Origin of the sequence: Diaphorobacter sp. (assembly GCF_050251835.1) — a bacterium.
Taxonomy (GTDB): Bacteria; Pseudomonadota; Gammaproteobacteria; order Burkholderiales; family Burkholderiaceae_C; genus JBFXIE01.
The window spans coordinates 1-22,356 of record NZ_JBFWLZ010000037.1; the positions used below are offsets into that span (position 1 = coordinate 1).

The following is a 22,356-nucleotide window of genomic DNA, read 5'->3' on the forward strand; positions in this document are numbered from 1 at the left end:
AGTAGGTCATCGTCAGGCTCCTTCAGCCCCAAACCGCCCTCCCACTTAAACCGTGGGAGGGCGTTTTGCGTTGGAATGCAATAACGTTGAAGTCCTCTTCACTATGGGCAGGGACTGAAGCACCAATGCCTCAGCATTGAACTACAGTAGCCCGCATGGCTGAATTTTCACGCTCTCTCCCACTATCTGGTGCATCCAATTTTCGCGATCTGGGTGGTTATCCTGCGACGGACGGTCGCATCGTGCGCTGGCGCAGAATTTTTCGCTCGGATCACTTGGCCGGATTGACGCCAGACGACGGTCAGATGCTTGCGGACTTAGGGTTGACGTGTTCAGTGGATTTTCGAGGTCGCGCCGAGAGCGCTGCTCTGAGCTACGCACTGCCGCAAGTGCGCTATCAGTCCTTGCCAATTGAGCCCACCGTAGTGCAGCGCGCAAAGGAGATGGCCTTGGCGGGGCATCAGATGACCGCCCCGATCGCGGTCAGCTTGATGCAGGACACTTATCGCGCATTTGTGTCCGACAACGCGCAGCAGTTCGCAGGGCTGTTTGAGCAATTGCTTGCACACAACGCGCCCCTGGTTTTCCACTGCACGGCGGGCAAAGACCGAACGGGCTTTGCGGCTGCGATGCTTCTGTTGGCTCTGGATGTTCCGCAAGATGTGGTCATGCACGACTACTTGCTTACCAATCGCCTGTATCGACGCCCCACGTCACTTGCCGACTCGGCTTCCGACGAGGTGCTGGATGTCATCTGGCGTGTGCAGGAAGGTTTCTTGCAGGCTGCCCTGGAGGCCGTGGAGAAAGACCATGGTGGCCTGCAGCGTTATCTTCACCTGCGCCTTGGTGTGGACGAAGCCGCGCGCAAGCGGCTGGCCGAGCTGTACTTGCAGCCGGTGACGGCCTGACTGCAAGCGCAGCTAATCGCTGGTGAGCAATCTGCCAAGTGGCTGCGCCGCGCGTTTCCGGCTCGGGCCAAACGTAGCCTGTGAATGACTGTCACCTCGCAAATCGCGTCGGACTGCTGTGTTGCGCCGATCTGTCCACTATGATTGTTTCAAACAGTTCGTAACTGTCGCCAGGGCAAGGTTGGAGCGAGCAATGGATTTCGGAATCGACGGAAAGTGGGCGCTGGTGTGCGGTGCCAGCAAAGGCCTGGGGCATGGCTGTGCCGAAGCGCTGGTGCGCGAGGGCGTCAATGTGGTGCTCAATGCCCGCAATGCAGACGATTTGCAGCGGGCTGCCGCATATTTGGTGGCTGCAAGTTCCGATTGGGTGGCCGTCAAAGGTGGCAAGAATCCTCCGTGCATATTGACCGTGGCGGCCGACATCACCACTGCGCAAGGCCGCGCAGCGGCGTTCAGCGTGGCAGGTGGTCCTGGCAAGGACTTCGACATTGTCGTCACCAACGCAGGCGGACCGCCGACGGGCGACTTTCGTGACTGGGGCCGTGAGGACTGGATGCGCGCGGTGGACGCCAACATGCTCACCCCTATCGAGCTGATCCGTGCCACGGTGGACGGCATGGCACAGCGGGGGTTTGGGCGCATCGTCAACATCACCTCCAGCGCGGTCAAGGCGCCCATCGACATTCTGGGTCTGTCCAACGGTGCGCGCAGCGGCTTGACAGGTTTCGTGGCGGGCGCAGCGCGCAGCGCCGCCATTGCCGGACGCGGCGTCACCATCAACAACCTGCTGCCAGGCAAGTTTGAAACAGACCGATTGACGGGCACCCTGAGTGCCGCAGCCGCCAAGACCGGCAAAGATCTCGACGAAGTGCGACGCGCGCAGCTCTCCATGATTCCGGCACGGCGCTTTGGTACGCCGCAGGAGTTTGGTGCCATCTGTGCCTTTCTGTGCAGCGTGCAGGCGGGCTACATCACCGGGCAGAACGTGCTGGCGGATGGCGGCGCGTATCCCGGTACCTTTTGAAGGCACTTTTTGACACGATGACAAGCAAGTGCTCAGTCCTCAATCCGCCAACGGCATGGGCGCATGTGCGCTGGGGGCAGCTATGAATCTGCGTCGCTGCGCCAGCCTGCATGGCTTGAAAGGCACAGGGGTGCGCATGGCGACCTTGCTGCTGGCGTGTGTGCTGTGCACCGCGATACCCCAGGCCGCGGCGCAGACCGCCACCCCGGCGCAGGCCAGCGTGTCTGCAACCGACGCCAACGTATCGCAGCCAGCCCCGCCGGTCGCACCACCAGAGCTCAGGCTGCGCGTGGTGGGCGGTCTGGCAGGACTCACGCAGCACACGCAATTCGAGGCGCCTTTCTGGACGCGTGACCTGCCACGCCTCAGCCACGGCCGTTTTCGCGCCGACATCGTCCCTTTCGACCGCGCCGGCGTGCCGGGCACCGAGATGCTGCGGCTGATGCAACTGGGCGTGGTGCCCTTTGGCACGGTGTTGATGAGCTCGCTGGCGGTGCAGTATCCGCAGTACGCCGCAGTGGATTTGCCGGGGCTCCATCCAGACATGGGGCAGTTGCGCGCATCGCTGGAGGTTTTTCGTCCTCACCTGGAAAAGGCGCTGCGCGACGAGATGGGCATCGAGTTGCTGGCGCTGTACGCCTACACAGCGCAGGTGCTGTTTTGTAAGCAGCCCTTGAAAGAACTGGCCGACCTGCGCGACAGACGGGTGCGCGTGTCGTCCGCTGCGCAGGGGGATTTCTTCGGCGCGCTGCAGGCGCGTCCCCAGCGGCTGCCGTTTGCGCAAGTGGCAGCCAGCATGGCGTCAGGCGCCAGCGACTGCGCCGTGACGGGTGCCATGTCGGGTAACAGCATCGGCCTGCACCGGCATTCAACGCATCTCTACCCCATGCCGATTACCTGGGGGGTGGCCATTTTTGGCGCCAACCGTGCCGCCTGGCAGGCGCTGCCCGATGATTTGCGCACCCTGTTGCTGGCCGAACTGCCGCGGCTGGAGCTTGCCATCTGGCGCAGCGCCGAGCACGAGACCGAACAGGGCGTGGCCTGCAACGTGGGTAGCCCGCGCTGCACTGCCGGACGCCAGGGCGCCATGAAGCTGGTGCCCGTGACGAAACAAGATGAAGCACGCCGTGACGACATCCTGCGCACCGTGGTGCTGCCCAGTTGGCTGCAGCGCTGCGGTGCGCAGTGCGCCGATATCTGGCAACGCACCATCGGTCCCGCGCGGGGCATAGCCCTGCCTGCCGCGCCATGACGCTGAGTGCCCACCGCCGACTGCTTGTGGTGCTGTGGGGCATCCTGGGGGTGCTGCTTGTGGCCCTGACCGCGGCCGTGACTGCGTTGCTGTGGAATGGCCGATCTGATGCGCTGGCCCAGGGCGAGGCACGGGTCAAGCGCTTTGCCGCTGGGGCCGAGGTCGGCATGAATCGTGCGCTGCTGTCGCTGGATGTGCTCCTGGCCAGTACCGAAGAAATGCTGCATGCCGACACCAGTGGCCGCGCAAGCTTTGACGCGGTGGGCGTCTCGGGCCTGCTGCGCGGCGCGGCACGGCAAAACCTGATGCTGCGCTACGTCGCGCTGCTCGATGAGACGGGCGCTTTGCTGGCAGCATCCGTGCCGCGCGAGGGCCTGCGCTCTGTGAGCCTGCCCACAGGCTTTCTGGCGGCCGCGATGTCGCAGGCCGTGCCCACGCTGATCGTCAGCCAGCCGCAGATGAGTGCGCTCAGCTCCGAGCGCGTACTCTACGTGGCTCGCCCCTTGCGGCTGGACGATGGCACGCCCTTGCTGGCCGTGGCCCAGGTGCCGGTGGAGGCGCTGGTGTCGGTTCTGCTGCAAGGGCAGGGCGTGCCGGAAATCGAGGTGACGTTCGAGCGCACCCAAGGCCAGCTGCTGCTGGGCGTGGATGCGTCGCAGGGCGCTGCCGAGCCCGTGCGCCTGGCGGCGCCAGCATTGCACGAGGAGGCGGCGCGAGCCAATCTTGCGGATGCGTGGCTTGCGCCGGCCCGCCTGTCGGGCGAGCCGGCCACTGTATTCGCGCGCCCTCTGCTGTACCAGGACCTCTGGGTAACCGCCAGCCTGCCGCAGGCGCTGGCGTTGACGGGCTGGAGGGATGGGGCCGTGACCGTGCTCGCGGGGGCCGTGCTGTTGGGCGTGTCGTTGATTCTCGCGGGCGTCTTTGCCACCCTGTATTCCCGGCGCATGCACCATGCACGCCAAGTGGAGGCCCGGTCCAAGGCTTTGCTGGATCAGGTGGTGGACGCCATGGTGAGCGGCTTCATGCTGCTGGACGCGCGCTTTTGCATAGCGCAGCGGAACCAGCGCTTCGAAGAGATGTTCCCCTGGCTGCAGGGCACCCTGGCCGTGGGCCTGCCGTTTCGGCGGGTGTTCGAGACCATGGTGCACTACCACCTGCCCGGCGCACATGCCCAGGACAAGCGCGACTGGGTACGGGCGCGCATGGCCCGGCAGCGCAATCCCAAGGGCACGGTGGAGCTGCGGCTACCCGACGGGCATATCGTTCAGGTCACCGAGCGGGCCACGCCTGACGGTGGCCTTGTCATCATCTGCCACGACGTGACCGACCTGCGCCAGGCCGCAGCCGAGATCGAGCACCTGGCCTTCTACGACCAGCTGACCGGCCTGCCCAACCGCCGCATGCTGCTGGATCAGCTGGGCAAGGCCTGCGCGGGGGCGGAACGCGCGGGTACGCTGGGAGCAGTATTGTTCATCGACCTGGACAACTTCAAGACCCTGAACGACACCCTGGGACATGAGACGGGCGACCTGTTTCTCAAGCAAGTGGCCCGGCGATTGGTGGCCAGCGTGCGAGCCGGCGATCTGGTGGCGCGCCTGGGCGGGGATGAGTTCGTGGTCGTGCTGGCGAGCCTGCCCGCAGACGCTGTGCAGGCCGCCTTGCAGGCGCGCAGCGTGGCGCAAAAGATCCTGCATTTGCTGGCCCGCCCCTACCAGATTGCCGGCCAAACCCACCACGGCAGCTGCAGCGTGGGAGCCGCGCTGTTTGGCCAAGTGCCGCAAACGGCGGCCGAAGTGCTCAAGCAGGCCGATATCGCCATGTACCAGGTCAAGACGAACCGCGGCAACTCCGTGTGCTTTTTCGACCCTGCCATGCAGGTGGCGATCAACCGCCGTGCGCGCCTGGAAGCCGACCTGCAGGCCGCGCTGGACGCAGACCAGTTCTTGTTGCACTTGCAGCCGCAGTTCTCGCAGGGCGGCACCATGATGGGCGCCGAGGCGCTGATCCGCTGGCAGCATCCCGAGCGTGGGCTGGTGCCGCCGGCGCAGTTCATCGGCGTGGCAGAAGACGGCGAGCTCATCGTGCCCATGGGGCGCTGGGTGCTGCGCACCGCCTGCCAGCTGCTCGCGCGCTGGCAGGGGCAGGAGGGCCTGTCCACCTTGTCGCTGAGCGTGAACGTGAGCGCGCGCCAGTTTCGCCAGCCCGACTTCGTGGATCTGGTGTTGCAGCAGCTGCAGCATACGGGTGCGCCCGCGCACCGGCTGGAGCTGGAGCTGACCGAATCCCTGGTGCTGGAAGACGTGCAGGACTCCATCGCCAAAATGCACCAGCTGCGCACCAAAGGCGTGCGCTTTGCTCTGGATGACTTTGGCACCGGCTATTCATCCCTGGCCTACCTCACGCGGTTGCCGCTGCACCGCCTGAAAATCGACCAATCTTTCGTGCACCACCTGGGCGAGCGCCACATTGACGACGTAGTGGTGCAGACCATCCTGGGCATGGCACGCAGCCTGGAGCTGGAAGTGGTGGCCGAAGGCGTGGAAACCCAGGCGCAGCGCGACTTTCTGGCCCAGCACGGCTGCGACATGTACCAGGGCTACCTGTTCGCGCGGCCCATGCCGGTGGATGAATTCGAAGCCCTGTGCACCGCCCCGGCTGTGCCCCTGCCCTGACCGGGTACCGCACGGCCACGCCGTCCGATGCGTTTTGACGCACCTTTCGGCCACGGCCGAAAAACTCCCAGTCGCCGGTGCAGTCTGCTAGGCCCGCCGCGACGACACCACGATCCCGCCGACGATCAGCACGAAGGCCACCGCGTGGTACAGGTGCGGCGCCTCGCCCAGAAAGGCCGTGGACAGCATGGCCGCAAACAGCGGCGTGAGGTTGACGAAAAACCCCCCCACTACCGGCCCCGCGCGCTGCACGCCCACACCCCAGAATCGATAGGCAAGGATGGCCGGGCCGATGGCGATGAAGGCCAGGCCCGCAGCAAGCGGCCAGCCCCAGATGATTTGCCTGTGCTCCAGCGACCATTCCGCCCCCGCGAACGCGCCGGACCAGGCCAGCCCGAACACCATCTGCGCCATCAAAAAACCAGCCCAGTCGCTGCGCAGACCCTGGGGCTCGGCCGTGCGCACCAGCAGCCAGCTATAGACCGACCAGGAGAAGGTGGCCAGCACCATGTACAAGTCACCCGGCACCAGGCGCAGCGCCAGCAGCTGCTCCCAGCTGCCGCGGCTGAGCACCAGCAGCACGCCCGCCACCGACAGCAGCACCCCCGCCACCTGCTGGCGCGTGGCGGGCACGCCGAAAAACAGCGCGCCCACCACCAGCATGGCCGCCGGCATGCCCGAGCCCACCAGCGTCACATTCAGCGGCGTGGAGGTCTGCAGCGCCAGGTACAGCAGCGCGTTGTAGCTGCCAATGCCAAACAGCCCCAGCAGCGCATAGCGGCGCCAGTGCGGCCACAGGCCGCTGGCCGGGCGCAGCACCTGCCAGGCCAGCGGCGCCAGCAGCGCAAAAGCCAGCAGCCAGCGTACAAAGTTCAGGGTCAGGGGCGGGATCAGCGTGTTCACCACGCGGCCCACCACCGCATTGCCGGCCCACAGCAGCGGCGCGGCGACGAGCATCGCGATGGTGCTCGGCGAAAGTCGTTGTGTCATAGGGGGAGCAACTGTAAGCCAATCGCATGACGGTCAAGGGCGCCCAGCGCGTCAAAACATGGCAGCATTCGGGCCGCTGCGCGCTGCGCCCGTACCCGTCCAAGACCCACTATTCACCAGGAGACCTGACAGCCATGACCCTTGCCATCCAGATCCGCCAGCACGGCGGCCCCGAAGAGTTGCAGATTGTTGACGTGCAGGTCGGCCAGCCCGGCCCGGGCGAGGTGCGCATCCGCCATCACGCCATCGGGCTGAACTTCATCGACGTCTATCACCGCACCGGCCTGTACCCGCTGCAAATGCCCGCCGGCATCGGCATGGAGGGCGCGGGCGTGATCGAGGCCGCGGGCGAAGACGTCACGCACCTGCGCGTGGGCGACCGCGCGGCCTACGCCAGCCAGCCGCCCGGCAGCTACTGCGAGGCGCGCGTGATGCCCGCCAAGTGCGTGTGCAAGCTGCCCGATGCCATCAGCTTCGAGACCGGCGCGGCCATGATGCTCAAGGGTCTCACCGCGCAGTACCTGCTGAAAAAAACGCGCCCCGTGGAGGGCCTTGAGCCGGGCGACTTCGTGCTGTTCCACGCGGCCGCGGGCGGCGTGGGCCTGATTGCCTGCCAGTGGGCGCGGGCGCTGGGCCTGCAGCTCATCGCCACCGCCGGCACCGACGCCAAATGCCAGCTGGCACTGGACAACGGCGCGGCCTACGCCATCAACTACGCCCGGGAAGACTTTGCCGTGCGGGTCAAGGAGATCACCGGCGGGCGCGGCGTGAAGGTGGTCTATGACTCGGTGGGCAAGGACACCTGGGGCAAGTCGCTGGAATGCCTGCGCCCCTTTGGCCTGATGGCCAGCTTTGGCAACGCCTCGGGGCCCGTGGCGCCGTTCGCGCCGGGCATGCTGGGCGCCAAAGGCTCGCTGTACGTCACGCGCCAGACGCTGTTCACGCACATCGCCACGCGCGAATCCACGCAGGCCATGGCCGACGACCTGTTCGCCGTGGTAGCCAGCGGGCAGGTGAAGATCCACATTGCCCAGCGCTACGCTTTGCGCGACGTGCAGCAGGCGCACCGCGACCTGGAGGCGCGCAAGACCACCGGCTCCACCATTCTGACGCTGGCGTGATGCTCTCTGCCAACGCCCCCGCCTGGGTGGCCGCCGCCCGCGCCTGCGCCACCAGCGGCCCGGCCGCGCCACGCCTGCCGCTGCTGCTGGGCCGCGAGCCGGTGGGGTCGGTCGATGCGGCGGTATTTGGTCAAATTGACCTGCAGCCCTTGCTGGACGAGCGCTACCAGCTATCAATAGTGCAGCACGAAGGTGCCCGGGCCTGGGCGGTGACGGCGCCTGACGCCACCGCTGCCCTGAACGCACTGGCCCACGCACTGCGCGCCGCCGGCCACTGCGGCCCCTGGCGTGACGAGCAACTGGCCGTGTGCACGCCCGATGGGCGGCGCCTGGCCACCGTGGAGCGCGGCGCCGTGCGGGTGCTGGGCCTGGCCACGCACGCTGTGCACCTGGTGGGCTGCACTGCGGGCGGCGCCATGTGGGTGCAGCAGCGCTCGCTCACCAAACCCAACCACCCCGGCAAGTGGGACACGCTGATGGGCGGCATGGTGTCGGCCGCCGACAGCCTGGCGCAAGCCCTGGCGCGCGAGACCTGGGAAGAAGCCGGCCTGCGCCTGGAGCAGCTGCGGCGGCTGGCGCATGGTGGCGATGTGCAGTTCGCACAGCCCAGCGACGAGGCGGGCGGCAGCGGCTACATGGTCGAGCGCATCGACTGGTTCCATGCCACGGTGCCCGAGGGCGTGAGGCCCGTCAACCAGGACGGCGAGGTGGCGCGCTTTGAATGCCTGACGCACGCGCAGGTGCACGAACGCCTGGCGCGCGGCGCGTTCACGCCCGAGGCGGCGCTGGTGCTGGCGGGGTTTTACGGTTGGTGATTTTGCTATTGAATGTGTAGCTGCTAGCGCTTTATTCATAAGCGCTACAGGCGTTTTTGACTGATACCCCCGTTGCGCGGCGCCTGGCGCCGTCGTCCATCACAACATCATGGCCCGTTCCCGTTTGCTGCCCGACAACTTCACCCTGGCCCTTGTATCCACCGTGGCGCTGGCCAGCCTGCTGCCCGCATCGGGCGGGGCGGGGGCTTTTTTTGAAAAGGCCACCGTGGGCGTGGTGGCGCTGCTGTTTTTCATGCACGGCGCCAAACTCTCGCGCCAGGCGGTGCTGGCGGGCCTGGGCCACTGGCGGCTGCATTTGCTGGTGGTGGCCAGCACGTTCGCGCTGTTTCCGGTGCTGGGGCTGGTGCTGCAGCCCCTGCTGCAGCCTTTGGTGACGCCCGACCTGTACACCGGCGTGCTGTATCTGTGCGTGCTGCCGGCCACGGTGCAGTCGTCCATCGCCTTCACGGCGGTGGCGCGCGGCAACATGGCGGCCGCCATTTGCAGCGCGTCGGCCTCCACGCTGCTGGGCATTTTCATCACGCCGCTGCTGGTGGGGCTGGTGCTGCCGCAGGCCGGCGGCACGGCCCAGCAGGACATGCTGGGCAGCATAGGCCGCATCATGCTGCAGCTGGCGCTGCCGTTTGTGGCGGGGCATTTGCTGCGCCCGTGGATTGGCGGCTTCATCACGCGTCATGCGGCCACGCTGAAATATGTGGACCAGGGCTCGGTGCTGCTGGTGGTCTATACGGCCTTCAGCGCGGCAGTGGTGGGCGGGCTGTGGCGCCAGCTGCCGCTGCCTGCGCTGGCCGGGCTGCTGGTGGTGTGCGCGGTGATTCTGGGCGCGGCGCTCACGGCCACCACCTGGCTGGCGAGGCGCCTGGGTTTTTCAAAAGAGGACGAGATCACCATCGTGTTCTGCGGCTCCAAAAAGAGCCTGGTGAGCGGCGTGCCCATGGCCAAGGTGCTGTTTGCCTCACAGGCGGCGGGCGCCATCGTGCTGCCGTTGATGGTGTTCCACCAGATGCAGCTGATGGTGTGCGCCGTGCTGGCGCAGCGCTATGCGCGGCGTCAGGAGCCGCCAGCGGTGCCATAAGTCACAACAGCCCGGCCGTCTTTCGAGGGTCGGGCTGTTTTCATGGCTGGGTGGCTGCGCGCCGTGGATTGGCGCTATGGGCCGGGCTTGTAGGCCACAAACTTCCAGCGCGACAGTGCTGGCACCGCTGACGCGCACCGTGCAACGAAAAGCGCACGCCAGCGGTGCGTGCGCTCAAACGTCCAGTCCGACTCATTGCCCACGGTCAGGCACAGCCCGGAGCCCCGCAGCTCAATCAGGCCATCCGCCCGAAAATCAAAGCGCTGCAGCGGCCGGGCATCCATGAAAGGGGTTTTTTCATCGCACTGGCGCGGCACCACCGCCGCTCCGGGCAGGGCGCGGCCATTGAGCCCCGCCACCGTCGCACAGGCTCCATAGGCGACGAACTGGATGCGCGATTCAGCATCGATCGCCACGGCCTCGTCCTGGTACAGGCCGGGCTTGCAATTGTGTGCCGTCAAGGGAAGGTCAAACCGGATGTACTGGCCTGATCCCACCACGTCCAGGCAATACCCGTCCTGCGGACGATCCAGGTTGTCTTGCAGCCTCAAATGCCCGACCACGGGTTGGTCAGCGGCTGGTTTTGATGTCTGCGCCCAAACGGCCGCTGCCGCCCCGCACGCCGCGATGCCCAGCGCGGCATGCAAAAGCCTGCTCCATCGTGTCAGGTTCAAGACTTTTCCCCGGAGGTTTTTGGTGTTCAGCGCGCCCGGCGCACGCGCAGCAGCTCGTCCAGAATCAGGCACGCCGCGCCCACGGTGATGGCGCAGTCGGCCACGTTGAAGGCCGGGAAGTGCCAGCCGCGCAGGTGAAAGTCCAGAAAGTCCACCACGTAGCCGTGCTGCACGCGGTCGATCACGTTGCCCACCGCGCCGCCCAGAATGCTCGACAGCGCAAAGCAAAACAGCTTTTGCCCCGGGTGCTGGCGCAGCTGCCACACGATGAACGCCGCCACCACGGCGGCGATACCGGTGAACAGCCAGCGCTGCCAGCCGCCCGCGTCCGCCAGAAAGGAGAACGCCGCGCCGGTGTTGTGTGCCCGCACGATGTTGAAGAAGCTGGTCACGTAGGTGGCGTCGCCCAGGCGGTAGTAGCCCAGGATCAGCGTCTTGGTGAACTGGTCGGCCAAAACCAGCAGCACCGCCCAGCCCAGCCAGGGCCACAGGCTGGCGCTGACGGATGCGTTGGCGCGGGCCATCAGGCGTGCACCCGGTTTTCACCGGCGCCATGCAGATTGCTGTCGCAGCGCCCGCACAGGGTGGGGTGCTCGGGGTTGTGGCCCACGTCGGCGCGGTAGTGCCAGCAGCGCTCGCATTTGGCATCAGAACTGGCCGCAACGCTGATATGCAGTGCGCTGCCAGCTACCAAATGAGTAGCGGAAACGATGAACACGAACTTCAGGTCGTCGCCCAGGCTGGCCAGTAGCGCATGGTCTTCGGGCGCGGCGGTGAGCGTGACCACGGCCTGCAGCGACGAGCCCACGGTGCCGGCGGTGCGCACGGTCTCGATCTCCTTGTTGACTGCGTCGCGGATCTCGCGCAGGCGTTCCCACTTGGCGGCCAGGCCCTCGTCCGCCGTGGGGATGGTCTGGTAGGTTTCCAGATAGATGGATTGCGACTTTCCAAACACCTTCCACGCTTCTTCGGCGGTAAAGGACAGGAACGGCGCCATCCAGCGCAGCATGGCGTGGGTGATCTGGTACAGCGCCGTCTGCGCGCTGCGGCGCGCCAGGCTCTTGGGCGCCGTGGTGTACAGGCGGTCTTTCAGCACGTCCAGGTAAAAGCCCCCCAGGTCTTCCGAGCAGTACAGCTGCAGTTTGGCCACGACGGGGTGGAACTCGTACACCTTGTAGTGCGCCAGAACCTCCTGCTGGAACTGCGCGGCACGCGTGAGCGCGTAGCGGTCGATCTCCAGCATCTGGTCGAACGGCACGGCGTCCTGCGCGGGGTCGAAGTCGCTCACGTTGGCCAGCAAAAAGCGCAGCGTGTTGCGGATGCGGCGGTAGGCATCCACCACCCGCGCCAGAATCTTGTCGTCGATGGCCAGGTCGCCTGAATAGTCGGTGGCGGCGCACCACAGGCGGATGATCTCGGCGCCCAGCTTGCCGCTCACCTCCTGCGGCGATACGGTGTTGCCCAGCGACTTGCTCATCTTCTTGCCCTGGCCGTCCACCGTGAAGCCGTGCGTGAGCAGGCTGCGGTAGGGCGCGCGCCCGTAGATGGCGCTGGCCAGCAGCAGCGAGCTGTGGAACCAGCCGCGGTGCTGGTCGTGGCCCTCCAGGTACATGTCGGCCTCGGGGCCCTCGTCGTGGTGCATGGTGGGGTGCGTGCCGCGCATCACATGCCAGAAGGTGGAGCCGGAGTCGAACCACACCTCCAGGATGTCGGTGCTCTTGGTGTAGTGCTGCGCGTCATCAGCGCCCAGGATCTCCTCGGCTGTCACGCGGCTCCAGGCCTCGATGCCGCCTTGCTCGACGATCTCGGCGGCCTGGTCCAGGATGTCCATGGTGCGCGGGTGCAGCTCGCCAGAATCTTTGTGCAGAAAGAACGGGATGGGCACGCCCCAGCTGCGCTGGCGCGAGATGCACCAGTCGGGCCGCCCGGCGATCATGTCGCGCAGGCGGGCCTTGCCGTTGTCGGGGTAGAAGGCCGTGTGCTCGATGGCATCCAGCGCAATCTGGCGCAGCGTTTGCGCGGGCTTTTGCGCCGGGTCGGTGAACACGCCCTCGCCCTCGTCCATGCGCACGAACCACTGGGCCGCGGCGCGGTAGATCACGGGCGTCTTGTGGCGCCAGCAGTGCGGGTAGCTGTGGGTGATGGTGGTGGTGTGCAGCAGGCGGCCAGCGGTCTGCAGCGTCTCGATGATGACGGGGCAGGCCTTCCAGATGTTCATGCCGCCGAACAGGGCCAGCTGCTCCTCATAACTGCCGTTGCCCTGCACGGGGTTGAGGATGTCCTCGTACTTCATGCCGTGCGCCACGCACGCGTTGAAGTCGTCCACGCCATAGGCAGGCGCGCTGTGCACGATACCCGTGCCGTCGCTGGCCGTGGCGTAGTCGGCCAGGTACACGGGCGACAGGCGGCGGTAGCCCGCATGCACGTCATGCAGCGGATGCTCGAACTCCAGGCCGCCGAGCTTTGCGCCCTGCGCCACGGCAAGCACCTGGCCGGCCAGGCCCCAGCGCGTCAGGCAGGCATCGACCAGTGTCTCGGCCACGATGAACAGGCCGCGCTCGGTGTCCACCAGGGCGTAGGGCAGCTCGGGGTTGAGGTTCAGCGCCTGGTTGGCGGGAATGGTCCAGGCGGTGGTGGTCCAGATGACGGCAAAGGCGTCTTTGGTCGGGCTACCGGAGGGGCTTTCCAGTCCCTGCAGGCCAAAGGCGGCAGCCAGCTTTGCCGGCTCGTGTGCCTTGAAGGCCACGTCCAGCGTCTGGCTCTTTTTGTCCTGGTACTCGATCTCGAATTCGGCCAGCGACGAGCCGCAGTCAAAGCACCAGTACACGGGCTTGAGGCCGCGATAGACAAAGCCGCGCTCCATCACCTTCTTGAGTGCGCGGATCTCGCCAGCCTCGCTGGCGAAGTTCATGGTCTTGTACGGGTTGTCCCAGTCGCCCAGCACGCCCAGGCGCTTGAAGTCCACCATCTGCTGCGCGATCTGCTCGGTGGCGAAGGCGCGGCCCTTGGCCTGCATCTCGTCGCGCGGCAGGTTGCGCCCATGCAGCTTTTCGATGGCGTTCTCGATCGGCAGGCCGTGGCAGTCCCAGCCGGGCACGTAGATGGCGTCAAAACCCTCCAGCTGGCGCGCCTTGGTGATCATGTCCTTGAGGATCTTGTTCACCGCATGGCCGATGTGCAGCTGGCCGTTGGCATACGGCGGGCCGTCGTGCAGGATGAACTTGGGCGCGCCGCTGCGGGCGTCGCGCAGGCGCTTGTACAGGCCGTTGTCCTGCCATTCCTTGACCCAGCCCGGCTCGCGCTTGGGCAGGTCGCCGCGCATGGGGAAGGGCGTGTCTGGCATGTTCAGCGTGCCGCGATAGGCACTGGCGGGGGCGTTTTTGGCGTTGGCGTCGGACATGGGGGGAACCTTCAGGTCAGGGGCGTTGCGGGCATCGTGCCCGGCAGGCCGGCAAATATCGGGACTGGGCAGGGGCAGGGCGGCAGCAGCCCGCCAGCAAGAGGGCGGGGCGAGCGGCGGCCCCGTCAAATTCGGTCGCGGGTGGTCTGGCGACGGGTCTCTGCGTGGGTGGATGCGAAGTACGCGCGGGCGTCATCGCAGTCCTTGGCGATACCGGCCGTAAGGGCGTCCAGGCTGTCGTACCTCAGCTCGTCGTGCAGTTTGTGCAGCAGTTCCACGCGCACGATCTTACCGTAGCCCCCTTCGGCTCCCAGGTGCTGGGGCCAGCGCAGGCAGTGCGTCTCCAGCAGCACGCGCCCGCCGTTCACGTCGCTGGGGTCCAGCGACGGGCGCACGCCCAGGTTGGCCACGCCGGGCAGGGGCTCAGCGTCCAGCCCGTGCACCAGCACCGCGAAGATGCCGCTGGCGGCGGGCTTCCAGTGCGCAAAGCGCAGGTTCAGCGTGCGAAAGCCGTCCTGGTGCGGCCCGCTGGCGGCCGAGCGGCCCAGCTTGCGCCCCAGCTTGCGCCCATGCACCACATGGCCCGAGATGGCGTAGGGCCGGCCCAGCAGGCGCGCGGCGTCTGCCATGTTTCCTGCGGCGAGTGCCTCGCGCACGGCCGAGCTGGATACGCGTAAGTCATGCACCTCGTAGCTGTTCATGCGCGCCACCTCAAAGCCGCGCTCGTTGCCCGCGGCGTCCAGCAAGGCGTAGTCGCCCGCGCGCTGCGCGCCAAAGCGAAAGTCGTCGCCCACCAGCAGGTAGCGCGCGCCCAGGCCGCCCACCACCACGTCGTCGATGAAGGCCTGGGGCGACTGGCGTGCCAGCTTGTCGTTGAAGGGCAGCACCACGGTCTGCTGCACGCCGCAGCGCGCCAGCTCGGAGAGCTTGTCGCGCAGTGTGCCGATGCGTGCTGGCGCCAGATCAGGGCGCTGGTGCACCGCGGCAAAGTAGTCGCGCGGGTGGGGCTCGAAGGTCAGCACGCAGCTGGGCACACCGCGGTGCTGGGCCTCGTTGTTCAGCAGGGCCAGCATGGCCTGGTGGCCGCGGTGCACGCCGTCGAAATTACCAATGGTGAGAGCGCAGGCGGGGGCCACTCCAGGATGATGGAAGCCGCGGAAAATCTTCATCGCAGTGCTTTTCTTTTGATAGCGGCTGGCGCATGTCCATCAAGCGCTTGACGCCAATCTGTCACATAAAAGCGTATATTGTGCGCTACCCGGTGCGCACCCATGGCGCGCCGGGCGAGACATCAGCGTTCCGATTCTTGTGTTGCATTGCAGGAGGCGTGTTGTGAAGGTCTTGAAGCTGTCGGCCCAAGGGCTGCCGCAGTCGTGGATATCGCTGGAGCAGGCGGTCACGCATTACGCCGCGGGCGAGGTGCGCTGGGAGATCGGCGCGCAGATTGCGCTGTTTCGTGGCGGCCATAACGCGCTGACGGGCGAGCAGTCGCAGATTGCGGTGAGCAGCATCATCGGCACCCGCGGTGTGCCCAGCATCAACCCCTTTGACCTGTACCCCAGCCTCACCAATTCCAAGCTGTTTGCCCGCGACCGCAATGTGTGCGCCTACTGCGGTGGGCATTTTGCCGAGCAGGACCTGACGCGCGAGCACATCGTGCCGTTTGCCAAAAATGGCCTGAACCACTGGATGAACGTGGTTACCGCCTGCCGCCCCTGCAACCACCGCAAGGGCCCGCGCACCCCGGAGCAGGCCCACATGCCGCTGCTCTACACCCCCTACGTGCCCAGCCTGTGGGAAGACTTCATCCTGCGCAACCGGCGCATCCTGGCCGACCAGATGGAGTTTTTGATGGCCCATGTGCCCAAGTCGTCGCGGCTGCTGAGCTGAGAGGCTGAGAGTCTTTTGCCTATGCCCGCCTTGGGAGGCCCAGAGGCGGCAGCGGCTCGCGTTTTACTGCGCCGCATCCTCACCGGGCGTCACGCCCAACTGCTCGCACAGCTGCGCCACGGTGGCGCGCAAGGCGGCCACCTCGCCCTCCAATGCCTGCACGCGCTGCGCCAGCGCGTCGCTGTCGGCGGCCGACGCGCCTGTGCGGGGTGCGGCCTGTGCGCCGGCCTGCAAGGCGGCCACGTCCACTGGACCGCACAGCAGGTGCGCCCAGCGCGGCTCGCGGGCGCCAGGCGCGCGCGGCAGCAGCATGACCAGCGGGCCGCCTTTGTCCTCGGGGCGCTCGGCCAGCTCGTCCAGAAAAGCCTCGACCGACGAGGTGTCGGCAAAGCGGTGCCAGCGCTCGGCGTTGATGCGCAGCTCGGCCGCCGTCTGCGGGCCGCGCAGCATCAGCAGGCCCAGCAGCGCGGCGGACTGGTCGGGCACGCCCACGCCGCGCTGGAAGTTGTGCTCCCAGCGCGCCACGCGGGCGCCGCCGATCTCCTGCACCAGCGTCTGCTGGCGCAGATCGTCCAGCGCCTGCTGCACCTCGCTGTCGGACAGCTGCATCACCGGGTCGCGGCTGCTTTTCTGGTTGCAGCCCAGCACCAGGCTGTTGAGACTGAGGGGGTAGCTGTCGGGCACGGTGCGGGATTTTTCCAGCAGCGTGGCAAGCACGCGTGCCTGCGGCGCGGTCAGGGGGCGGGTGTGGGGATCGAAGGGCATGGGCAGGGGGATAATTTGCGGCAAATGAAGAACATCGTGATTTTGATCTCCGGCGGCGGCTCCAACATGGCGGCCATCGTGCGCGCGGCGCAGCAGCAAAACTGGGTGGGTCGCCACGGCGTGCGCGTGGCAGCGGTGCTGAGCAACAAGGCAGACGCCAGGGGCCTGACGCTGGCCGCCACCCAGGGCATCGCCACCCAGGTGCTGGACCACAAGGCCTACGCCTCGCGCGAGGCGTTCGATGCCGCGCTGGCCCAGGCCATCGACGCCTACGAGCCCGCGCTGGTGGTGCTGGCGGGCTTCATGCGCATCCTTACGCCGGGCTTTGTGGCCCACTTTGCGGGGCGGCTGGTCAACATCCACCCGTCGCTGCTGCCCGCCTTCACGGGGCTGCACACGCACCAGCGCGCCATTGATGCGGGCTGCAAATTCGCCGGTTGCACGGTGCACGAGGTCACGGCCGAGCTGGACGTGGGCCCCATCCTGGATCAGGCCGTGGTGCCCGTGCTGCCCGGCGACACGGCCGACACCCTTGCCGCCCGCGTGCTGACGCAGGAGCACCTGATCTACCCGCGCGCCGTGCTGGCGCATTTGCTTAAAAATTGATAGCTGCTTGCGCTTGATAAACAAGGGCCAGAGCCTTGTTTTGCAATAAGCCATCGGGCGCTGCCAGACAGCGCACAGGGCGCAAGGTGGGACAATCCGCCCCATGCACCCCAAAGCCCTTCTGGATGCCTGCGCCGAACTGGTCAGGCTGACCTTGACTTTTGAACACCCCGCTGATGCGGTGGTGTCGCGTTATTTCCGTGAACACCGCGCGCTGGGCCCCCGCGAGCGCGCCACGCTGGCCGAGACCGTCTATAACGTGCTGCGCAAGAAGCTGCTGTACGAGCAGCTGGCGCGCTCGGGCTCGGGCCCCAAGGAACGGCGCCTGGCCATTCTGGGCTTTTACGGCCCGCGGGACTTCCTTAAAAGCGCCCTGTCCGACCAGGAAAAAGCCTGGGTGGACGCCTGCGACGCCGTGCGTGACGACGAACTGCTCGAACCCCAGCGCCACAACCTGCCCGACTGGCTGGCCGCGCCGCTCAAGGCCCAGCTGGGCCAGGGTTTCTGGCCGCTGGTGGACAGCCTGTCGCACAGCGCGCCGCTGGATCTGCGCGTGAACGCCTTGATGGCAAAACGGCCTGAAGTGCAGGCAGAACTTGCGCGAGCAGCTATCAAATCAGTAGTAACGCCGTACTCGCCCTGGGGCCTGCGCATTGAGGGCAAGCCCGCGCTGGCCAAGGTGGATGCGTTCACGCGCGGCGCCATCGAGGTGCAGGACGAAGGCTCGCAGCTGCTGGCGCTGCTGCTGGATGCCAAGCGCGGCGAGATGGTGGTGGACTTTTGCGCCGGCGCCGGCGGCAAGACGCTGGCCATTGGCGCGGCCATGCGCAGCACCGGGCGGCTGTATGCGTTTGACGTGTCGGGCCACCGGCTGGAGGCGCTCAAGCCGCGCCTGGCGCGCAGCGGCCTGTCCAACGTTCACCCGGCCGCCATCGCCCATGAGCGCGACGAGCGCGTGAAGCGCCTGGCCGGCAAGATCGACCGCGTGCTGGTGGATGCGCCGTGCTCGGGCCTGGGCACGCTGCGGCGCAACCCCGACCTGAAGTGGCGCCAGTCGCCCCAGTCGGTGCAGGAGCTGACGGCCAAGCAGACAGCCATCCTGCAAAGCGCCGCGCGCCTGGTCAAACCCGGCGGGCGCCTGGTCTATGCCACCTGCAGCGTGCTGCCCGAGGAGAACGAGGCCATCGCCGAGGCCTTCACGGCGGCGCACCCCGACTTTGCGCCGCTGGACGCGGGCGAGGTGCTGGCGCAGCTCAAGGTGGAGCAGGCAGCCAGCCTGTGCGCCGGCGGCGACAGCGGCACGCGCTACCTGCGCCTGTGGCCGCACCGGCACCAGACGGACGGGTTCTTTGCCGCCGTCTGGAGCCGCAAGGACTGAGACAGTGTGAACGCGCCCTCCCGGGCCGCTTTTGCGCGGCGCGCGCGGCCACGCCGGATGGATTCACTCCTGCTGCCGCGCCGCATGCCGTCCGCGTAAACACTGATCGCGGCTTGAAATCATGACAGCGGCAGGCCTCTAATATCAACAGCACGCCTGCGCAACCGGCGCGGGCATCCCCTGGTTTTTTGCTTGTGAAAAGGTCTTACCTATGCCGATCCCCGATGGGGCGCTGCTGAACGCCGTCCTCGACTGGCTGGCCCATGGACTGTGGAATCTGTCCTGGTGGCACATCGTGCTCTACGCCCTGGTGACGACGCACATCACCATCGCCGCGGTCACCATCTTTTTGCACCGCTGCCAGGCGCACCGCGCGCTGGAGCTGGGGCCGGTGCCGTCGCATTTCTTTCGCTTGTGGCTGTGGCTGGCCACGGGCATGGTCACCCGGCAGTGGGTGGCCATCCACCGCAAGCACCACGCCCGCTGCGAGACGCCCGACGATCCGCACAGCCCGCAGACGCGGGGGCTGAGCACCGTGATGTGGAAGGGCGCCGAGCTGTACCGCGCCGAGGCGAAGAACCCTGAGACGCTGCAAAAATTTGGCCACGGCACGCCCGACGACTGGATGGAGCGCAACGTCTATACCCGCTTCACCTGGCAGGGCGTGGGCCTGATGCTGGTCGCGGATCTGGCGCTGTTTGGCGCGGCCGGCGCCGCCGTGTGGGCGGTGCAGATGGCGTGGATTCCGTTCTGGGCTGCGGGCGTGGTCAACGGCGTGGGCCACTACTGGGGCTACCGCAACTTCGAGGCGCCGGACGCATCCACCAACCTCGTGCCCTGGGGCATCGTGATCGGCGGCGAGGAGCTGCACAACAACCACCACACCTACCCCGCGGCGGCCAAGTTCTCGGTCAAGCCCTACGAGTTCGACGTCGGCTGGCTCTACATCAGCCTGCTGCGCAAGATTGGCTGGGCCACCGTCAAGAAGGTGCCGCCCCGGCTGCAACTGGGCGCCGTCAGGCCCGTGGCCGACGAAAAGACGCTGGAGGCCCTGATCGCCAACCGCTACGAGGTCATGGCCGGCTACGCGCGCGACGTGCGGCGCGCCTGCCAGGACGAGATCGCCGCCCTGAAGGCGCGCAAGGCCGATGTGTCTGCCCTCAGGACGGCCCGGCGCTGGCTGCACCGCGACGCCGAGAAGGTGCCCGCCCGCGCCCAGCCGCAGCTGGCCCAGGCCCGCGCCGCTCACCCCGCGCTGGACAAGATGGTCACCATGCGCGAAGAGCTGCGCCAGCTGTGGCTGAACACCTCGCGCTCGCGCGAGCAGCTCACGGCCGACCTGCAGGCCTGGTGCCAGCGGGCCGAGGCCAGCGGCATCGCGGCGCTGCAGGAGTTCTCTGTGCGCCTGCGTGCGGCACGCGCCTGAGTCCGCAAGACAACACGGCACGCGCCGCGCAGATTTGCATGAAAAAGCCGCGTTTGCGCGGCATTGCGGGTAAGCTGTCAATCACCTAATCCACCAGAGACACACAGGAGTGGCCATGAGCGATACATCCCCCTTCGGCTTCGGGCGCTTTGTTCCGGGCTTTGACTTCCTGCAAAACCTGGCCAAGGGCGCAGCGGCCGGCATGCCGGCCATGCCCGGCATGTCGATGCCCACCGGCTGGATTGCGCCCACGATGAGCGTGGAAGACATCGACAAGCGCATCCAGGAGCTCAAGTCCGTGCAGTTCTGGCTCGATCAGAACTCGCGCGCGCTCACTGCCACCGTGCAGGCGCTGGAGGTGCAAAAGATGACCCTGGCCACGCTGCAGGGCATGAACACCGCCATGGGCGACCTGGCCGGCGCATTTGGCGCGGCACGCGCCACCCCCGACGATGCCAGCGCCGCGGCTGCGCCGTCGTCCGCCGCATCGCCCGAGCCGCAGGCTGCGCAGGCGCAGGCGGCGTCCGCCATTCCCGGCATGGCCGACCCCATGCAATGGTGGGGCGCGCTGACCAGCCAGTTCCAGCAGATTGCGGCCAACGCCATCAAGGACGTCAGCGCGCACCAGGCCGCCTTCGAGGCAACCCGCGAGATGGCCAGCGGCGCCGTCAAGACAGCCACCGACATGGCCGCGCAGGCGGCAGCCCAGGGCATGCAGACCGCCCAGGATCTGCAAAGCGCGGCTGCAGCTGCCGTCAGCGCGCAGGCCACACCCTCTGCCCAGGCAGCCGGCAAGGCGCAGCCTGCCGCACGCAAGGCCGCTGCCAAGACGGGCGCCGCCGGCGCCGCTGCACCCGACGCCAGCGCAAGCCGGCCTGCCGCAGCCAAGACCACTGCATCGGCACGCACGCGGCGGCCCGCGGGCTGACCAGCCCCCGGCCGGGCAGTGCCGTCGGCCATGACCTGTTCAATTGACCCATGAAGCTTTTTGCCCATGCCCATGCCGCCCATCCGCAGTGGGAGATGGCGGCTGCGCTGGCGGTGGCGCAATTGAAGGCGCAAATGGCCCTGCCCCGGTACGTGCGCGCGCCATCGCTGGGGCTGATCTACATCACCGACCACTACGCGGGCGATGCCGCTGCCCTGCTGCGTTATCTGGCGGCGCAGTTGCCCGCCGTGTCCGACTGGAGCGGCACCGTGGGTGTGGGCGTGGCGGGCAACAACGCCGAGCATTTCGACGAGCCCGCGCTGGCCGTGATGCTGTGCGACATTGCGCGAGAGCATTACCGTGTCTTTTCCGGCGTTGCGCCCCTGCAGCATGCCAGCGCCGGCGCGGCCGCAGCGGTCACCGCCGCGCCGCCCTTCGTCGCCCGCACGGCGCTGGTGCATGCCGACGGCGGCACGCCCGAGCTGACCGAGCTGGTGAACGAAATGGCAGGCCGCACCCAAAGCGGCTTTGTGTTCGGCGGCGTATCCGCCAGCCGCGGGCCTGGCGTGCAGTTTGCGTTGCACGCGGGCGACGGCGTGGCCGTGGGCGGCGTGCTGCATGGCGGTTTGTCCGGCGTGGCCTTTGATGGGCAGCTGAACCTGGTCACGCGCGTCAGCCAGGGCTGCCAGCCCATCGGGCCGACGGCCACCATCACCGCGGCGCAAGACAACCTGGTGCTGCGCCTGGACGACGAGCCCGCGCTCGATGTGCTGCTGCGCACCCTGGGTGTGTCGCTGGACGGCGGCCCGCAGCCCGCGCTGGCCGCGGTGCGCGCCACGCTGGCGGGTCTGGACGATGCCGGCGCCCCCCGCCACCAGCACCCGGGCCACTTCGATGCCGGCACGCGCGTGCGGCACATCGTGGGGCTGGACATCACCCGCGGCGGCGTGGCGCTGGGCGACAGGGTGCAGACCGGCATGCGCCTGACGTTCTGCCGGCGCCACGCGGCGGCGGCGCGCGCCGACCTGGTGCGCATTTGCGCCGAGATCCGCGAGGAACTGGAGCCGCAGCTGCAGGACGAGCCCGCGCCTGCGTTCCGCGTGTCGGCAGGCGCCAGCCAGGGCCTGCCCGGCCTAGAGCCACCCGGCGGCTGGCGCATTTGCGGCGCCCTCTACGTCAGCTGCGCCGGCCGCGGCGGGCCGCATTTTGGCGGCCCGGGTGCCGAGCTGCAGATCGTGCGCCACGCCCTGGGCGACGTGCCGCTGGTGGGCTTTTTCGCTGGCGGGGAGATCGCCGACCACCAGCTCTACAGCTACAGCGGCGTGCTGACGGTGTTTGTCGGTCCTGCTTCGGATGCCTGAGCGTATCCGCGCCGAGGCATTGATTGCGCGGTACCGGATGCTATCAATAA

General features: G+C 67.4%; 19 protein-coding genes. 13 read left to right on the forward strand and 6 right to left on the reverse strand.

Going from position 1 to position 22,356, the window contains the following annotated elements; genetic code table 11:
- The first annotated feature begins 155 nt into the window (after nucleotides 1-155).
- The 4 genes from AB7E35_RS11965 (at nucleotide 156) to AB7E35_RS11980 (ending at nucleotide 5,856) form a co-directional block, all read left to right on the forward strand.
- On the forward strand, nucleotides 156-908 hold the full coding sequence (locus tag AB7E35_RS11965; RefSeq protein WP_428164121.1) for a tyrosine-protein phosphatase: 753 nt from the start codon (nucleotides 156-158) through the stop codon (nucleotides 906-908).
- 193 nt (nucleotides 909-1,101) lie between these two features.
- Nucleotides 1,102-1,932, forward strand: a complete 831-nt coding sequence (locus AB7E35_RS11970; RefSeq protein WP_428164120.1) for an SDR family oxidoreductase — start codon at nucleotides 1,102-1,104, stop codon at nucleotides 1,930-1,932.
- A gap of 82 nt (nucleotides 1,933-2,014) precedes the next feature.
- Nucleotides 2,015-3,184 carry a TRAP transporter substrate-binding protein gene (locus tag AB7E35_RS11975; protein WP_428167617.1) on the forward strand — a complete coding sequence of 390 codons (1,170 nt, stop codon included), beginning with the start codon at nucleotides 2,015-2,017 and terminating at the stop codon, nucleotides 3,182-3,184.
- Complete coding sequence (locus AB7E35_RS11980) at nucleotides 3,181-5,856, forward strand: bifunctional diguanylate cyclase/phosphodiesterase (RefSeq protein WP_428167618.1); 2,676 nt, start codon at nucleotides 3,181-3,183, stop codon at nucleotides 5,854-5,856. Before AB7E35_RS11975 ends, AB7E35_RS11980 begins: the two co-directional genes overlap by 4 nt.
- Before the next feature lie 87 nt (nucleotides 5,857-5,943).
- On the opposite strand, the gene AB7E35_RS11985 is transcribed toward AB7E35_RS11980, so the two are convergent.
- On the reverse strand, nucleotides 5,944-6,846 hold the full coding sequence (locus AB7E35_RS11985; protein WP_428167619.1) for a DMT family transporter: 903 nt from the start codon (nucleotides 6,844-6,846) through the stop codon (nucleotides 5,944-5,946).
- A 134-nt stretch (nucleotides 6,847-6,980) separates the two neighbouring features.
- Between AB7E35_RS11985 and AB7E35_RS11990 the strand changes: the two genes are divergently transcribed.
- From AB7E35_RS11990 to AB7E35_RS12000, 3 genes are all read left to right on the forward strand, one after another.
- A complete protein-coding gene (locus AB7E35_RS11990) occupies nucleotides 6,981-7,967 on the forward strand; it encodes a quinone oxidoreductase family protein (protein ID WP_428167620.1) in 987 nt (328 codons plus the stop codon).
- Nucleotides 7,967-8,782, forward strand: coding sequence for an NUDIX hydrolase (locus AB7E35_RS11995; protein ID WP_428164115.1), 816 nt, complete (start codon nucleotides 7,967-7,969; stop codon nucleotides 8,780-8,782). Before AB7E35_RS11990 ends, AB7E35_RS11995 begins: the two co-directional genes overlap by 1 nt.
- 109 nt (nucleotides 8,783-8,891) lie before the next feature.
- The gene (locus AB7E35_RS12000; RefSeq protein WP_428164114.1) at nucleotides 8,892-9,878 is read left to right on the forward strand and encodes a bile acid:sodium symporter family protein; all 987 of its coding nucleotides are present in this window, start codon (nucleotides 8,892-8,894) and stop codon (nucleotides 9,876-9,878) included.
- A gap of 74 nt (nucleotides 9,879-9,952) precedes the next feature.
- Here the strand turns inward: AB7E35_RS12000 and AB7E35_RS12005 are convergent, their stop codons facing one another.
- The 4 genes from AB7E35_RS12005 to AB7E35_RS12020 form a co-directional block, all read right to left on the reverse strand.
- Entirely contained in the window at nucleotides 9,953-10,441 is a 489-nt protein-coding gene (locus AB7E35_RS12005; protein WP_428164113.1) for a hypothetical protein, read from the reverse strand.
- Between the two features lie 137 nt (nucleotides 10,442-10,578).
- Nucleotides 10,579-11,076: a signal peptidase II gene (gene lspA / locus AB7E35_RS12010; RefSeq protein ID WP_428164112.1), complete on the reverse strand. Its 498-nt coding sequence runs from the start codon at nucleotides 11,074-11,076 to the stop codon at nucleotides 10,579-10,581.
- A complete protein-coding gene (gene ileS / locus AB7E35_RS12015; RefSeq protein WP_428164111.1) occupies nucleotides 11,076-13,952 on the reverse strand; it encodes an isoleucine--tRNA ligase in 2,877 nt (958 codons plus the stop codon). Before ileS ends, lspA begins: the two co-directional genes overlap by 1 nt.
- A 125-nt stretch (nucleotides 13,953-14,077) precedes the next feature.
- Nucleotides 14,078-15,121 (reverse strand): bifunctional riboflavin kinase/FAD synthetase, encoded by a 1,044-nt coding sequence (locus AB7E35_RS12020; protein WP_428167621.1) that lies wholly within the window; start codon nucleotides 15,119-15,121, stop codon nucleotides 14,078-14,080.
- 163 nt (nucleotides 15,122-15,284) lie between these two features.
- Between AB7E35_RS12020 and AB7E35_RS12025 the strand changes: the two genes are divergently transcribed.
- A complete protein-coding gene (locus tag AB7E35_RS12025; protein WP_428164109.1) occupies nucleotides 15,285-15,842 on the forward strand; it encodes an HNH endonuclease in 558 nt (185 codons plus the stop codon).
- 63 nt (nucleotides 15,843-15,905) lie between these two features.
- Here AB7E35_RS12025 and AB7E35_RS12030 read toward each other — a convergent pair whose 3' ends face one another.
- Complete coding sequence (locus tag AB7E35_RS12030; RefSeq protein WP_428164108.1) at nucleotides 15,906-16,607, reverse strand: YceH family protein; 702 nt, start codon at nucleotides 16,605-16,607, stop codon at nucleotides 15,906-15,908.
- A 24-nt stretch (nucleotides 16,608-16,631) separates the two neighbouring features.
- On the opposite strand from AB7E35_RS12030, the gene purN reads away from it, so the two are divergent.
- The 5 genes from purN (at nucleotide 16,632) to AB7E35_RS12055 (ending at nucleotide 22,306) form a co-directional block, all read left to right on the forward strand.
- Nucleotides 16,632-17,213, forward strand: a complete 582-nt coding sequence (gene purN / locus AB7E35_RS12035) for a phosphoribosylglycinamide formyltransferase (protein WP_428164107.1) — start codon at nucleotides 16,632-16,634, stop codon at nucleotides 17,211-17,213.
- Nucleotides 17,214-17,316: 103 nt separating this feature from the next.
- Nucleotides 17,317-18,591 carry an RsmB/NOP family class I SAM-dependent RNA methyltransferase gene (locus AB7E35_RS12040; RefSeq protein ID WP_428164106.1) on the forward strand — a complete coding sequence of 425 codons (1,275 nt, stop codon included), beginning with the start codon at nucleotides 17,317-17,319 and terminating at the stop codon, nucleotides 18,589-18,591.
- A gap of 211 nt (nucleotides 18,592-18,802) precedes the next feature.
- A complete protein-coding gene (locus tag AB7E35_RS12045; RefSeq protein ID WP_428167622.1) occupies nucleotides 18,803-20,017 on the forward strand; it encodes a DesA family fatty acid desaturase in 1,215 nt (404 codons plus the stop codon).
- A gap of 115 nt (nucleotides 20,018-20,132) precedes the next feature.
- The gene (locus tag AB7E35_RS12050) at nucleotides 20,133-20,945 is read left to right on the forward strand and encodes a PhaM family polyhydroxyalkanoate granule multifunctional regulatory protein (RefSeq protein ID WP_428164104.1); all 813 of its coding nucleotides are present in this window, start codon (nucleotides 20,133-20,135) and stop codon (nucleotides 20,943-20,945) included.
- Nucleotides 20,946-20,995: 50 nt separating this feature from the next.
- Nucleotides 20,996-22,306, forward strand: a complete 1,311-nt coding sequence (locus tag AB7E35_RS12055; RefSeq protein ID WP_428164103.1) for an FIST signal transduction protein — start codon at nucleotides 20,996-20,998, stop codon at nucleotides 22,304-22,306.
- Nucleotides 22,307-22,356: the final 50 nt, after the last annotated feature.

Bases quoted from the DNA above. Each gene is read 5' to 3' on its own strand.
- AB7E35_RS11965 (WP_428164121.1), top strand. From the start codon at position 156: ATGGCTGAATTTTCACGCTCTCTCCCACTATCTGGTGCATCCAATTTT.
- AB7E35_RS11970 (WP_428164120.1), top strand. From the start codon at position 1,102: ATGGATTTCGGAATCGACGGAAAGTGGGCGCTGGTGTGCGGTGCCAGC.
- AB7E35_RS11975 (WP_428167617.1), top strand. From the start codon at position 2,015: ATGAATCTGCGTCGCTGCGCCAGCCTGCATGGCTTGAAAGGCACAGGG.
- AB7E35_RS11980 (WP_428167618.1), top strand. From the start codon at position 3,181: ATGACGCTGAGTGCCCACCGCCGACTGCTTGTGGTGCTGTGGGGCATC.
- AB7E35_RS11985 (WP_428167619.1), bottom strand. From the start codon at position 6,846: ATGACACAACGACTTTCGCCGAGCACCATCGCGATGCTCGTCGCCGCG.
- AB7E35_RS11990 (WP_428167620.1), top strand. From the start codon at position 6,981: ATGACCCTTGCCATCCAGATCCGCCAGCACGGCGGCCCCGAAGAGTTG.
- AB7E35_RS11995 (WP_428164115.1), top strand. From the start codon at position 7,967: ATGCTCTCTGCCAACGCCCCCGCCTGGGTGGCCGCCGCCCGCGCCTGC.
- AB7E35_RS12000 (WP_428164114.1), top strand. From the start codon at position 8,892: ATGGCCCGTTCCCGTTTGCTGCCCGACAACTTCACCCTGGCCCTTGTA.
- lspA (WP_428164112.1), bottom strand. From the start codon at position 11,076: ATGGCCCGCGCCAACGCATCCGTCAGCGCCAGCCTGTGGCCCTGGCTG.
- ileS (WP_428164111.1), bottom strand. From the start codon at position 13,952: ATGTCCGACGCCAACGCCAAAAACGCCCCCGCCAGTGCCTATCGCGGC.
- AB7E35_RS12020 (WP_428167621.1), bottom strand. From the start codon at position 15,121: ATGAAGATTTTCCGCGGCTTCCATCATCCTGGAGTGGCCCCCGCCTGC.
- AB7E35_RS12030 (WP_428164108.1), bottom strand. From the start codon at position 16,607: ATGCCCTTCGATCCCCACACCCGCCCCCTGACCGCGCCGCAGGCACGC.
- purN (WP_428164107.1), top strand. From the start codon at position 16,632: ATGAAGAACATCGTGATTTTGATCTCCGGCGGCGGCTCCAACATGGCG.
- AB7E35_RS12040 (WP_428164106.1), top strand. From the start codon at position 17,317: ATGCACCCCAAAGCCCTTCTGGATGCCTGCGCCGAACTGGTCAGGCTG.
- AB7E35_RS12045 (WP_428167622.1), top strand. From the start codon at position 18,803: ATGCCGATCCCCGATGGGGCGCTGCTGAACGCCGTCCTCGACTGGCTG.
- AB7E35_RS12050 (WP_428164104.1), top strand. From the start codon at position 20,133: ATGAGCGATACATCCCCCTTCGGCTTCGGGCGCTTTGTTCCGGGCTTT.
- AB7E35_RS12055 (WP_428164103.1), top strand. From the start codon at position 20,996: ATGAAGCTTTTTGCCCATGCCCATGCCGCCCATCCGCAGTGGGAGATG.